Genomic DNA, 13,315 nt, shown 5'->3' with positions numbered 1-13,315 from the left:
ATCCATGCCAGCCTCCTGCACCGGCACGCACCTGAATCAGAAAACCGCAGCGACGGGAATCCCCTTATGATTCAGCACGGTGAGAAACCGCTCTAAGTTCGGCTCGCTCGACGCGCTCAAGGAGACGATGGCGCGTATCAAGCCGATCCGGCATGCCGCCTCGCACCCGCGTGTCCTCGCGCTTGAGGACCTGATCATGCTGTCGGCCGATGGCCGGAGGTTATTGCGCTGGATCGGACGCGAGCATTGAGCCTCCGGACAGCCACGGCCGGGCAACTCGAGCAAGCGGTGTCGACGACGTCCGATGGAACGCCATCGGTCGCATCCTCGACCTCTACTCGCTCCAGGAGTGCGCCAACTACTTCGCAGCCTGCGGCTACGATGCAGACTGATCGAAAAGCGCTCTAGCTGGGTCGGAACGACCGCACGACGCTTGAAGATGGCCCAATAGTTTCGAGCACATAGTCACTGCCACGTGCGCGCCGGCTGAGCTTCAGCGTTCCCGGACTGGCAGGAGTGACCGCGAGCTCGAAACCAGCAGCGTCGATCCACGCGACACCCCCCTCGCGGAGGACAGGCATAACGGCGTACCGCCCGCGCTGGCCGTTGGTACCGGTCAGGTTCGCGGCAAATCGGGTGACGGCAGTGGACGCCGTAGCAGTGCGCGGCAGCGTCTCCTGCCACTCGAGAAAACGCTGCGGATCGATGTGGTCGTCAGGCGCGGGGGCGGGGTTCACCGACCGCAGCCATTGCTCGAATGCAGGGCGTCGGCCTGACGCCTCCTCCCGCGTCTTGGCAAGCCCTTGTGAGAGCGAGAAGGCGACAAGGGGATCATGGGTGCCCCACCGGAGCAGCTCACGCGCCCAGAAGCCGAACCAGGGAAGGCCGGTCGTTTCTTTCCAGTCGCTCAGCGTCGGGATCGTCAAAACGTCCGCTGCTCCGCTCGACCAGGCCTGCGCCACGACCGCGCCGAGTGCCATGCCCAGACGATATTCGATATTGTCCGCTACGAAGCGTTGCCAGGCCCGCAGCTGCTCAGCTGGGGGCGGGGCAATGGCCGGTTCGTTCAGCCACCAGCCGAGGACGTCGTTCCATCGTTCGAGCAGACCTTCATCGGTGTCGGTCCGCCGCACGCGAAAACCGTATCCCCGGTCCTGTTCTATCAATCCGCCAATCCGCTCGAAGACGTCGATGCGTTGCGCCGGGCTGAGGATGCCATAGTCAACCGCAGCTACGATCTCAGCATGGATCGAAGGTGCGATCGCGGCGAACCGCCGCCCGATCACGGGCGTAAAGCCGAACTGGTAAAGGCGGCTGCGCTCTGCGCGATCAGGATAAAGCTGCGTAACGATCCCGACACCACGTCGAATGAATGCTTGTTCGAGCCATGCTTCCTGCGCGCTTGCCGCAGCACTGAAGGTTCGTTGCCAGACGCTGACAAGATGCGCTTCGACGGAAGCACGAGGCATATCGCCGTCGCTGAATTGCTGGAACTCCTCGATCATGGCGAGAGCTAGGCCGTCGATCTCATCCATGGCGTCAGCCAGGCGTGCCAGCGGATCCACCGCTCCGGTACCCGCGGCGCCGCTCACAGTGACCGGAGCGGTTACCTCAAGCCAGTTCAGGAAGTCGTCGGGCGACACTCCGAGCAACCGGAAAGCGCGATCCCAGATCAGCTCCAGCAGCATAACCAACGGCGATGGCACCGCATCGGCGTCGCGCTCCTCGATCACGAGCGCGTCGCGCAGCCGCTCATAGTCCGCGCTCAGGTCGGCGAGTTGCCGGCGCTGGGTCCGCTGCGATCCCGCCGCAGTGGTGGAGATCTGGCTTGGAAGTGCGACGAGCGTCAGGCCTTCGATCCCTCGTGAGGCACCTGGGCGTCCCGCTCGCCCGGCAAGATTACGAAACTCCGCGGTCGCAAGCGGGGCAATGATCGGCTGCTCGGCGACGGGATCCCACGAGCGCCGCTTCAGCGAAGTCAGGAAGATCAGATCGAACGGAAGGTTGACCCCTTCTGTCAGCGTCGCGGTGGCAACCGTGATAGGACAGATACGCTGGTCGATCATCTCGACCATCAGTCGACGCAATCGCTGCGGCATCTGTCCGTGACTGGTGGCGATCCCCCGATCGAGCAGGAACAGCTCGAAGCTGTCGTTGCCGCAATAATCGAGGCAGGCTGCGCGCGCCTCATCGAACCGCACACGCTGCGTGCCTTCTGGTGGCTGGAATTGAAGGATCGCTCGCCAAGGGGCAAGCTCGAGCGCTTCCTTGTACCAGCGCATGGTCTGCTCGGGCTCTTGCGCCACCGAGATAAGGATCCGCTGATCTTCCTCGACGAGGTGCAGCGCTGTCCACAACACGCTTAGCGTATTGAAGCGGTTGAGGCTGTTGCGCCACGATGACGGCAGCTGTGGCATGGGAGCGACGCGCAGCGGCAGGTATACCGGATCGTCCTGCCCCCGCAGATAAAGCGGACGACCGTTCATTAGGTCGAGCAGCACCCGCCCTGCGCGATTGGGTGCCGTTTCGAGGACGCCGATCACTTGCCGCGTACTGCGATACCGAACGCCGACCGCCTGGGCATCAGGGCGTCCCTCGATCCACCGCGCCACCGGCTGAGCCGCGCCCCCGGCAACCGCGGTCAGCGCGATGCGCGCGATGTCGGGCTGTTTCGCGACGATCCGCGCGACCAATGCCTCCAGCCGGATCGATCGATTGCTGTGCTCGGCGAAGCTGACCCGCGTGGAGTCACTCGCGTCGGGCACAACCTGATGCGCCTCATCGAGGATGAGGAGCTTGAGCCGCGCCAACAAAAGTGGGCCGAGATAGCGCATCAGCGCGTCGGCCTTCTCGACCGTGGCGATCAGTACGACGGGCCGCTCGGTGGTTAGCCAAGCGTCGGTGACGCCCCAGTCAGACCCTCCATAAAGACCGGTGATCAGGCATTCACGGCCGAGCTCGGACGTCAGTTTGGCTTCGACCTCGTTGGCGAGCGCCCGAGATGGCACGATGTAGAGTGCCAGCGGACCGATCATTGAAGGCTCGGCGCGCAGCAGCAGCTCCTTAACGATCGCCAGGTTGGCAACGAGCGTCTTTCCCGAGCCGGTTGGCGTACACAGCGCAAAGGAATCGTCCTGCAACAAGCGTTCGAGGCCGTGTAGTTGCGAGGTCCACAAGATGCCGCGGCCGCGGCTGAACTGGTCGCGCGCATAGGCGCTGAGTGTGTCGAGCCGCTCAGGACGCAAGGTGGCGAGCGCACGTAGCGGCTTGTAGATGGAGGCGGTGGCGTAGCGATCAGCGACGTCGCGAATGAGCGAGAGGACAAGTGCCGCGTCGTCGCTGAAGGTGCGGGCCGCCATCTCATCGAGCGCGTGCAGCTTGGCGAGCGCTCGCTCGAGGCGCACATCGTCGCCGCGACGCAGGCAGTCCGCGACGAGTCCCACGCATCGGACAAGCTCGATGGTGAAGTACCAGGTGACACGGTCACCATCCTCATGCTCGGCCTCGTTCAGGGCAGCGGCGAGCAAAGTGCCTTGGTCCGCACCGGTGAGATGGGGATGGTCACTCCAGAAATCGGCAGCCTGCGCCATCACCGCGTTGAAGTCGGCCCGCAGGAACGCTGCCAGAAGTCGAACGCCATTCTGGTCCGAGGTGACCTGGGCAAGCAGCCCGGCCGCCATCGCAGGCAGGCCACCGAGCTGGTACGCGCCAGCCGCCAGAAGTTCGATCGGCACTACCGTGCGCAAGCCATCGTCGGCGCGCGCGAGCCACTCGAGCAACTCACCCGTCCGACGATAGCAGTCGATCGCGCCGGGTGAGGACGGCCCATCAAGCGTACGAAAGATGTGGGCGGCATGAAGCAGCCGACGTGCATCGCTGAGCTGACCTTCCGACTCCTCAGATGCCCACTGGATCGTCGGAACTTGCCAGGTTGCCTGGAGGCAGCGCACGAAGGCGCGTGCTTGCGGTCGCGTCAGCGCGTTTTCGATCGCAAGACGATCGCGCACTTGCTCGGCCACCAGCCGTCGCTCTTCGTCAGCCACGGCTCAGGCCTTCCACAGGGACGAGTAGAGGCCGTCGATCAGTGCCTCACCGCCGTCGAGAATAAGCTCAACGACTTGGAGGTCGTGCCCAGACTGATACTCGGCGGGTGGTTGCTCCCACGGCACCAGCACGCTGAGCTTCTTGCGCTTCTTGGCAGCGTTGCCGGCTATGACAACGAGGTTGGTGCGGGCAAGCGTTGGCGTTGCCGCGGTGATGGCAGCGTCCATCGAAGCGATTGCACTCGCGTGATTGATCGGGTCACGCAGCTCAAGCAGGCGTTGCAACTGGCGAAGTCCCTTTGGCACGACGCTGTCACGGTTGACCTCGAACCAAATGCCCTGCCCATTGTGGATCTTCTCACCCGTTGTGGGGCAGGTGGCGTTCTTCTCGCCGTGGAGCAAAGCGGCTACTGCGGAGTCGGTCAGTGAGGCACGCCATTTGGCCTCACCGACGATTACGCGGATGACGCGGCCGGTCGCGTCGAGCCGGATGCCGACAAAATCGGAGCCGAATCGCCCGAACACCTGCCGCTTGCGGCTCGGATCGTACCGTAGATCCCACAGATAGCTTTCAACATCGGCGTGAAAGCGGAAGAGGAAGATCGGCACCGACCAGGGATGCTCGCCGACCAGCTCGTCAGCGTAGGCTTGTGTGACGAGGCCTGCGATTACCTCGCCGAACAGGCCGCGGCGCGCTACAATAGGCAGGCAATCAGGATAGCAGGCGTGAGCGCCGGAAGCGGTGGCATCGGGATGGAGGTCGATCCCGACCTGCTGATGGAAATGTTCGCGGGCATCGAGGTGGGCGGATTCGAAATACGGCTTCAATGCATCGATCAGTGCCTGATCGATGGGTTGAATCTGTTCGAGCAGGAGATGCCCGTAACGATCCTCGACCGTGCCATAGGCATCAAGCCATGCCTGAAGTGCAGAAAGAGGGGGCGGTTCGGTGTGCACGCGTGGAGCCTAGCGGATGATGACGACCTTGATAGCGGTTTCGCCTGCGACGTCTTTCCACGCACGATCAGCGGTATAGGCGCTGACGCCGAGGCGGCGCGCCAGCGCAAGGCAGAAGCGATCACCGAGCGACAGGCCGGCGTTGGCGGTTGCGGCCCGTAAGCTTCCAGCTTCCCATGCCAAGCTGTCGTCGGCGGGTACGACGGTGTAGGGCAAGGCACCGAGCATCATACGCACATCGTCCAAGGGCGCGCCAAGATGGACGAAGTGGCTGATGACCTCGGCCTGGTTGATCGCGCAGACCGACGCGTCGGCGATCACGCCGGCGACCTTGCTCGCGCCGCGCTCACCCTTCAGCAACGCAAGGATCGCCGAGGCATCGAGGACGACATGGGTCATTCGCCGCTGTCCTGGTGCCGTGACGCCAGAAAGTCATCAACAGACACGCCAGGCTGTTGCGCGTACCGTTTGGCAATCGCCTGCGCCTTGGCCACCGCCTGCCCAACCGTCCGAAGGATAACGCCATCAGGCATTTCCTCGATCAGAACCACGCCGCCCTCTTCAAGTCCCAGACGCTTGCGAATGCCTACCGGTAGGCTCATGCGCCCATTGGGTGTGATGTTGACCTGCAGCGTCATGTGACAGCATCCGAGAAAGGTGGTATTAAAGGCGATATATGGCATAATGGTTCGCAAGAGGCGAGGGGTATGCCTATGCCGCCGTCAGATCCACTGGCCACAATAGTTACTAGCGATAAATGGTATTCCTGCTACTACGAGCCGTGCTCAAAATTGCGGTCGTGACGGAGGCGAAACGGTGATTGTCGATATTCCGACACCCGGCGAATTTCACACTGCCGGCGTCAACCAGCTCTATCTCGCGTGGAAGATCACCATCGGCGCGCAGCAGGCGCTGACGAGGATAGGCGCTGCGGCCGACGACCAAGAGGCGGCCGACGACTATTGGCGCAGCGTCCAGCCTGAACTGGCCAACGCCTACAGCCTGATCCAGCAGGCGATGGAAATGGCGCTGAAGGGGCGGATCGCCGCGGTGTCGCCCTTTCTGCTCCTTGGCAATCCCGCGGACTGGCCGGGGAAGGGGGCGACGGAGCCGCTGTCCTTCGGCGAATTGCCGACGCTAGATGCGTCCAAGCTCGTGAAGGTCCACAACCTCCTGATTGACCCGCCGCTGGACGCGGCCTTCGCAACCTTCTGGGAGACGGTCCGGCGCGATCGCAACCGGATCATGCATTCAACCTCGCGCACGACCTTCACTGCAGGCGCGGTGGTGCTCGCCATTCTCCGCGCTGCCAAGACACTGTTCGCGGACATGCCTTGGCCTGATCGCCTGCTCGCCCAGGAGGCAGGGCAGAAGTACGCGATCTTTGGGATGGACGATCACGTCTACAGTGAGGTCGTCGGCGAGATCGGTTGCGCCATCGCGCTGCTAACGCCGGCCGACGCACTGGAGCTCTTCGACTTCGATCGGCGACGGCATGCGTATGTCTGTCCGCAATGCCTTGCCAACTCCGAGCGGGATTTCGCGGCAGGCCTTCCCAAGCTCGCCCAGTTTTCAAACAAAGACGCAGGCGAGACGGCGTTGCGCTGCATCTTTTGCGAAACGGTCAGCATGGTCGACCGCCACGATTGCGAATATCCGGACTGTCCCGGCAACGTCATCACTCGCAACCTATGCCTGACCTGCCTCCGGGAGCAGGACGAGCAATTCGCCCTGACCCCCGCGTTCCTGATCCGAGCACCCGACGACCTACATGATTATGAGTTCGTCGTCGGGCGGGAAAGCGGAGGGCGACGGGATGAATATCGGAGCCATCGCGAGCGCGCCGCGGACGATGAAGATGCGATCGCCTACGGGCGGCGTATGCTGGACGCCGCCCACTTACGGGTCTGGCAAACGGTTTCGATCTTCCAGCGCGAGGGATGCTCTGTCCTGCTGGAGCCGGAGACCTGTCGCCCGATCGGACATTGGGCGCGGGAAGACGGCGGATTGCTCTGGCATGCCGGCATCCTCGCCTACAACTACGCCGCCCATGGACCGGTCTGATGACGAACGCTGGTCCCGCGACGGATAAGGCCCCCAGCGAAGACGGTGGAGCGCCGCCCGCATCTAACGCCGTCGCCCCGCTCGCGCTGACACCCTTCAGCTCCGTGCCGCTGATCGAGCGCATCACGGCCGACGACGAGGCGCGGGTTGCATCGTATGTGGCGCGGGCATCGGCCGCGTCAACGGTCCGCGCCTATCGCTCCGACTGGCGGCTCTTCACAGACTGGTGCGCAGCGCGCGGCTATCAACCGCTGCCGGCCACCCCCGAGGTGACGGCCGCCTATCTCGCCGAGATCGCTGACGTCGGCACGACGTTCTCCGCGGGGCGTCCGCTCTCCAAGGCATCGATCGAGCGTCGCCTCGCAGCGATCGTGTTCGCCCATCGCGCGGCCGGGCTCGAACCGCCGACGACGCAAACCGGTGCCGCCACGCTGAGCGCCATGATGCGTGGTATTCGCAATGCCAAGCGCTCGGTCCGGCGCGCCACCAAGCGACCCGCCGACGCCGACGTCCTGCGTGACATCGTGCGCGGGATCACCGGCGATACGATGCTGGACCTACGCGATCGCGCTTTACTCACGATGGGCATGATGGGCGCGTTCCGCCGATCCGAGTTGGTGCGGATCCGGGTCGAGGATATCGCTCCGCATCCGCGCGGGCTGTCGATCACCATCCCGTTCTCCAAGGGCGATCAGGCGGGCGCGGGGCAATCGGTCGCCATTCTGGAAGGACGCCGCATCGAACCGGTGCGTCACCTGCGGGCTTGGATCGAGGCCGCCGAGATCACCGCAGGAGCGGTGTTCCGTCGGCTGACCCCGCACGGCCGGGTCACCGATGCGGCGCTGAGCGAGCAGTCGGTGGCATTGGTGGTCAAGAAGCGCGCCGCAGCGGTGGGCTACGACCCGGCGCTGTTCGCGGGTCACAGCCTGCGCGCCGGCTTTCTCACCGAGGCGGGGCGCACGGGAGCGACGCTGTTCAAGATGCAGGAACACAGCCGGCACAAGTCGATCGAGATGCTCAGCACCTATGTCCGGGACGAGGAAGCTTTCCGCAACCATGCTGCGGAAGGGTTTGCATGATGGCGTGTGGGAGCACAATGCGGACAAGCATCAGGGCTTGAAAATGACTGTCACATCACCGGTAATAGGGCTGCAGGCCGGTTGTTATAAGACGAACAGCGGTTAACGATATATCAGTGCGACTTCGCGAAGGCTTTGATGCTTTCCACCATCGCCTCAACGACGCGCTCGAATTGCTCGGGGTTGCGGACCGAGCCCTTCAAGTCATCGGGCCACTGCGGATTAGCATCTGTCCACTTCATCAGGTCAAACGCCGCGATCCCGCGATACTGGATGACAAAATTGCTGATTTTAGCCGGGACGCGAGCGAGGACAAACTTAGCGTTGGCGGGCTTGGCGCGCGCTAGGATCACCACGGCGCGGGAGAAGCCTTGCAGGTCGTCCTCGCCCGCAAGCTCGGTCATGAGATCTAGAACGGCACCAGAGGGGGTGTTGTAGGCCGCCGATCCGTGTTCGGCGATGGCTTGGGCAATGCGTACTTCGGTGTGTAAGCTCACTTTCGGAACCTCCTTGCTGAGTCCGTCAAGCGCTTCGGCCTTAGCTCGGCGGTCGGAAGCCATGTTTCGGATCTCTACCGCGTCTTTTTCGCTCGGAACCCAGACGCGGACCTCTTGCCAGCCTTCGAGTAAACGAGCGTCGCGTTGATTTTTGACACGTTGAGTCACTGTGCGATCAACCATCGTGATCTCCGTACTGTCGTAACAGTCGTAACAGTCGTAATATGGCGCGTAACGGCAGTACGTTCAAGGTCCTCCTTCTGGACGCTGCTCGCTCCGGGAAAAGAGCGAAGCGGCCATGCGATGCTGGAGGGTGTTGGAGACCAGCTCGTGTAGGAGCGCGATCATCGTGACATGCGGGTTGGCGGTCGCAGGCTCCGTCGATCTTAATCGGTGCAGAAAAGCTCGAGTTCTGGTAGCGATACATGCAAGGACAGGGACGGAGCAAGTCACAGGGGCGGGGGTCTATGCGTATCAAGTTCGTCGAAATTTCCAATTTTAGGAAGCTCAAATCCACCCATCTCGACTTCGATCGAAGAACGACGATTCTGGTCGGTGCAAACAATAGCGGTAAGACGTCTGCGATGGTGGCGCTGCGATACTTCCTTTTGGCGCCCAACCGCTTGGCCCTTCGAGACGTCACAATCGCGAACTGGACGCGGATTGACGCCGTCGGCACGGCTTGGGAGAAAGGTGCGCCTGCGGCCGATGAGCTCAACGACCTCCTCCCTTGCCTAGATGTCTGGCTCGACGTGCCGATCACTGAAATTCAGCATGTGGTTCACATCTTGCCCACTCTCGAATGGAACGGAGGCCTGATCGGTGTCCGGCTAAAATACGAGTTGGATTCCCTCGATCGCTTGAAGGCTGACTATTTGTTGAATCGGGAAGCCGCGGTGAAAGTCGCAACACCGGGGGGCGGTAGCGAACCGATTACTATCTGGCCTGAGCGACTGACCGATTTCCTCGAACGCAAGCTTCGCGCCCATGTGCAATTGAGCGCCTATCCTCTCGACCCTGCGGCCGTGGTCCCGCCGAAGAATGGCTCGGCGGCACCTCAGGCGCTCCCGGCTGGGGCCTTTCCGTTGGAGAAGAACCCGTTCCGGCATCTCATCAAAATTGACGAGATCGCTGCGCAGCGGGATTTCTCAGATGCCAGCGAGCGTGCAGCCGACGAAGAGGGGGGCAGTGATGTCACCCCGCGTCGGTTCAAGCGGCGGCTCTCGGACCAGCTTCGTGGCTATTACGATCGCCACCTCGACCCGGCGAAGACGCCTTCCGCCGAGGACTATGACGCGCTCGGCGCGATCCAACTTGCCGAGCGCAACTTCGACAAACGTCTGGAAGCCGGTTTTTCGGCGGCTTTCGACGAGCTGGAGGAGCTCGGCTATCCCGGCGTCAACAACCCAAAGCTCAAGATCACAACCCAGCTGCGCGCCATAGATGGGCTCAAGCACGGGTCGGCCGTGCAGTATCAGGTCGCGGAACCGGGGGCGGACGGGCTCAGTGCCCTGCGCCTCCCCGAAGATTACGCTGGCCTTGGCTATCAGAACCTGATCGCCATGGTTTTCATGTTAATGAGTTATCGAGATGACTGGATGCGCGTCGGGAAGGCAATGAGCGACGTCGATGCGGCGTCTCTTCCGAAAATTGCGCCCTTGCATCTCGTGTTGGTCGAAGAGCCGGAGGCCCACCTCCATGCCCAAGTTCAACAGGTCTTCATCAACAAGGCGTACACCTTGCTGCGCAAACGTCCCGAGTTGGGCGATAAGACGCAGTATCACACCCAATTGGTGGTCAGCACCCATTCCAGCCACGTGGCCCATGAGGCCGACTTTGCTAGCCTTCGGTATTTCCGGCGCCGGCCCGCTGGCGCGAAAGGCGAGACCCCGACGACCACGGTCGCCAATCTTTCTTATGTCTTTGGCGGCGTCGATGAGACCCAACGGTTCGTCAAACGCTATCTGAAGGCCACCCACTGCGACCTGTTCTTCGCCGACGGCATCATCTTCGTCGAGGGCCAGGCCGAACGGATTCTGGTGCCGCACTTCATCCGTCATCACTTCCCCGCGCTGTCCCGTCGCTACGTGACTCTCCTCGATCTCGGCGGCAGCCATGCTCACAGCTTTAAGCAACTGGTGGACGAGCTCGGGCTGACGACCTTGATCGTTGCCGATCTGGACGCAACGCACGCCGTGAAAGTGCCGCTGGCAGCGGGGGGCGAAGCAATTCGCTGGAAATCGACGAAGCCGCAGATCGGCGCCGATCAGAAGACTGCCAATCCGGTGCTCAAGACGTGGCATCCGGGTAAGGAACTGATCGACGATTTGGCCGCCCTCAAGGACGACGCGCTCGAATGTCCGACCTGCGAGGGCTACGAGTTGCGCGTCGCGTTTCAGCAACCGCTACCGCCCGTGGAGGGGGACAAAACCGCAACGAAGATCATTCCGCGGACCTTTGAGGATGCTCTCGTCTTGCAGAACATTGAGGCGGTCAAATCCGTCGAAGGGTCGCCGACGAGCAAGCGCATCCGCGCGCTTGTTGACGAAAAGTTGGGTGGGGAGGCGCTGGCGGACGAGCTGTTTGAATTGCTGAAGACGGCCGAGAAGGCCGCATTCGCTCTCGACTGCCTCATGCACGAGGACGCCACTGCGATCCGGCCACCGCTCTATATCGAGAAAGGCCTGGCCTGGTTCGAAAAGGCGATCGCCAAAGACATCGCCCTTAGCGAGCCGGTGGCATGACGATGACGCCGATCGAGTTGGGCCCCGCTAACACCGACGATGACGTTGATGACATCATCCGGACCTGTCTCAACCCGGCAGCGCCGCGCAGTTTCTTCGTCTACGCCGGTGCCGGGTCGGGCAAGACGAGATCTCTCAAACGCGCCCTGGAAGGTTTTCGCGCCCAATACGGCGACGCCTATCGACGGGCGGGCTCGAGGATTGCGGTGATCACCTACACGCGCGCCGCCGCCCAAGAAATCACGGACCGACTTGGCGAGGACCCGCTTTTTCCGGTCTCGACGATCCACAGTTTCTGCTGGACGCTGATCGGCCCCCATCAGACCGACATCCGCGTCTGGCTCCTGAAAACATTGCCCGTCACGCTGGCGGAAATCGTCGAGAAGCAAGCCAAAGGTCGCGCTGGTCAAGCTTCGATCGATCGCGATCGGGCCATGAAGGCGATCGAGCGTCGCCTAGAGTACCTTAGCGTTCCGCGAACCTTTACCTACAATCCTAACGGCGACAATTTCGGCGCGGACTCCCTTTCTCACGCCGAGGTGCTCGCGATTGCGGCCGCATTCATCACTACCAAGCCGGCGATGCAGGCGGTCGTGGTCAATAGCTATCCCTTCCTGCTGATTGATGAGAGCCAAGACACGACGAAGGGGCTGATCGCGGCGCTGTTCTACCTTGCCGAGGTTCAAGGCGCGCGCTTTGCTCTGGGTCTGCTGGGCGACACGATGCAGCGAATCTACGGGGATGGCCAAGCTGATCTCGGCACGGTGGTTCCCGATGGCTGGGCGAGCCCCGTGAAACGGATGAACCATCGCTCTGGCCGGCGCATCGTGCAATTAGGCAATGCGATACGGGCTGGAGCCGATGGCCAAACCCAATTTGCACGCGACGACAGCATTGAGGGCGTCGTTCGGTTCTTCGTCGCCCGGTCCGACACATCCGACAAACCCGCGCTGGAGCGCCGAATCCATGCGCGGATGAGGACCGTCTGCGCTGACGACGGTTGGGACGGGCCGGCTGAAGACGTGAAGACGCTCACCCTCGAACATCATATGGCGGCCTCGCGTCGGGGGTTTGCAAGCATGTTCAGCGCGCTGGATGTCGATAAGAGCCTCTCGACCGGACTACGGCAAGGGAGCCTACCGGGCTTGCGTCTGTTCAGCGAGCGGGTGGCGCCGTTGTTCGCCGCGTCTGACGCGGGCGAGGATTTCGCCATCATGAATTTGCTCCGCGAAGCGTCCCCTCTCGTGAAGACGAAGGCGTTGGCAGAGAGCGAAAACTCCGCCGACCCGTTACGGGCGCCCCGCGCCGCAGTGACTGCCCTGCTAAAGTTGCGCCGGTCAAACCCCGACATGACGTTCTTGGACATTCTTCAGTGCGTCGCGGAGCATAGTCTTTTCGAGATTCCCGCCAGCCTAGCGCCCTTTCTCGAGCGAGATGCCCCGGCAACGGAGACTGACGATGTCGCCCAAGCCGAGGATGAAGCGGTCGAGGAAGGTGCGGACAGTGAATCGCCGGTCATTAAGGGCCTTGAGGCTTGGCGCGCCTTTCTGAGCCAGCCCTACCGACAGATCGTACCCTTCGTAGAATATGTCGCCGACCAAGGCCCTTACGGTACTCATCAAGGTGTGAAAGGCCTGGAGTTCGAGCGCGTCCTAGTGATCATGGACGACACCGACGCCAAGGGCTTCCTGTTCTCGTACGAAAAACTGTTCGGAACCAAGCCGCTCTCGGGGACCGATCTTAAGCGCGCCGCCGCCGGCGAGGAGACCGGCGCCGATCGGACTCGACGGTTGCTTTATGTCACCGCCACGCGAGCCGAAAAGAGCTTGGCGCTGGTGGGCTACACCGATGATCCGGCAGTGCTGGCCATCTCCGTGGTCAAGAACGGTTGGTTTTCGGCAGATGAGGTTGAGGTGATCGTGTAGGTCTGC

Annotated in this window: 10 protein-coding genes; 5 read left to right on the top strand and 5 right to left on the bottom strand. The window is 62.4% G+C overall.

Annotated elements, in window-relative coordinates:
- Positions 1 to 79: 79 nt before the first annotated feature.
- Entirely contained in the window at positions 80 to 250 is a 171-nt protein-coding gene (locus FHY04_RS21295) for a hypothetical protein (RefSeq protein ID WP_183937798.1), read from the top strand.
- Between the two features lie 154 nt (positions 251 to 404).
- Here FHY04_RS21295 and FHY04_RS21290 read toward each other — a convergent pair whose 3' ends face one another.
- The 4 genes from FHY04_RS21290 to FHY04_RS21275 are packed head-to-tail and all read right to left on the bottom strand — an operon-like array spanning position 405 to position 5,638.
- On the bottom strand, positions 405 to 4,043 hold the full coding sequence (locus FHY04_RS21290) for a DEAD/DEAH box helicase (protein ID WP_133192321.1): 3,639 nt from the start codon (positions 4,041 to 4,043) through the stop codon (positions 405 to 407).
- 3 nt (positions 4,044 to 4,046) lie between these two features.
- Positions 4,047 to 5,000 carry an aminotransferase gene (locus FHY04_RS21285; RefSeq protein WP_133192320.1) on the bottom strand — a complete coding sequence of 318 codons (954 nt, stop codon included), beginning with the start codon at positions 4,998 to 5,000 and terminating at the stop codon, positions 4,047 to 4,049.
- 9 nt (positions 5,001 to 5,009) lie between these two features.
- Entirely contained in the window at positions 5,010 to 5,399 is a 390-nt protein-coding gene (locus tag FHY04_RS21280) for a type II toxin-antitoxin system VapC family toxin (RefSeq protein WP_133192319.1), read from the bottom strand.
- Complete coding sequence (locus tag FHY04_RS21275; protein WP_183937796.1) at positions 5,396 to 5,638, bottom strand: AbrB/MazE/SpoVT family DNA-binding domain-containing protein; 243 nt, start codon at positions 5,636 to 5,638, stop codon at positions 5,396 to 5,398. Before FHY04_RS21275 ends, FHY04_RS21280 begins: the two co-directional genes overlap by 4 nt.
- A 178-nt stretch (positions 5,639 to 5,816) precedes the next feature.
- On the opposite strand from FHY04_RS21275, the gene FHY04_RS21270 reads away from it, so the two are divergent.
- Together FHY04_RS21270 and FHY04_RS21265 are read left to right on the top strand one after the other, a co-directional pair.
- Entirely contained in the window at positions 5,817 to 7,064 is a 1,248-nt protein-coding gene (locus FHY04_RS21270) for a hypothetical protein (protein WP_133192317.1), read from the top strand.
- A gap of 104 nt (positions 7,065 to 7,168) precedes the next feature.
- The gene (locus FHY04_RS21265) at positions 7,169 to 8,143 is read left to right on the top strand and encodes a site-specific integrase (RefSeq protein ID WP_311725907.1); all 975 of its coding nucleotides are present in this window, start codon (positions 7,169 to 7,171) and stop codon (positions 8,141 to 8,143) included.
- Positions 8,144 to 8,256: 113 nt separating this feature from the next.
- On the opposite strand, the gene FHY04_RS21260 is transcribed toward FHY04_RS21265, so the two are convergent.
- Entirely contained in the window at positions 8,257 to 8,823 is a 567-nt protein-coding gene (locus FHY04_RS21260; RefSeq protein WP_133192315.1) for a hypothetical protein, read from the bottom strand.
- Between the two features lie 284 nt (positions 8,824 to 9,107).
- On the opposite strand from FHY04_RS21260, the gene FHY04_RS21255 reads away from it, so the two are divergent.
- Together FHY04_RS21255 and FHY04_RS21250 are read left to right on the top strand one after the other, a co-directional pair.
- Positions 9,108 to 11,384: an ATP-dependent endonuclease gene (locus FHY04_RS21255; RefSeq protein ID WP_133192314.1), complete on the top strand. Its 2,277-nt coding sequence runs from the start codon at positions 9,108 to 9,110 to the stop codon at positions 11,382 to 11,384.
- The gene (locus tag FHY04_RS21250) at positions 11,381 to 13,309 is read left to right on the top strand and encodes a UvrD-helicase domain-containing protein (RefSeq protein WP_133192313.1); all 1,929 of its coding nucleotides are present in this window, start codon (positions 11,381 to 11,383) and stop codon (positions 13,307 to 13,309) included. The genes FHY04_RS21255 and FHY04_RS21250 overlap by 4 nt, the downstream gene beginning before the upstream one ends.
- Positions 13,310 to 13,315 lie beyond the last annotated feature (6 nt).

Source organism: Sphingomonas sp. BK481, from assembly GCF_014194875.1.
In the GTDB taxonomy this organism is placed as follows: domain Bacteria; phylum Pseudomonadota; class Alphaproteobacteria; order Sphingomonadales; family Sphingomonadaceae; genus Sphingomonas; species Sphingomonas aerolata.
Note: the sequence above shows the minus strand (reverse complement) of the source record. Positions and strands in the feature narration are given on the sequence as shown.

Coding starts and splice junctions, on each gene's coding strand:
- FHY04_RS21260 (WP_133192315.1), bottom strand. CDS start 8,823: ATGGTTGATCGCACAGTGACTCAACGTGTCAAAAATCAACGCGACGCT.
- FHY04_RS21250 (WP_133192313.1), top strand. CDS start 11,381: ATGACGATGACGCCGATCGAGTTGGGCCCCGCTAACACCGACGATGAC.
- FHY04_RS21280 (WP_133192319.1), bottom strand. CDS start 5,399: ATGACCCATGTCGTCCTCGATGCCTCGGCGATCCTTGCGTTGCTGAAG.
- FHY04_RS21255 (WP_133192314.1), top strand. CDS start 9,108: ATGCGTATCAAGTTCGTCGAAATTTCCAATTTTAGGAAGCTCAAATCC.
- FHY04_RS21275 (WP_183937796.1), bottom strand. CDS start 5,638: ATGACGCTGCAGGTCAACATCACACCCAATGGGCGCATGAGCCTACCG.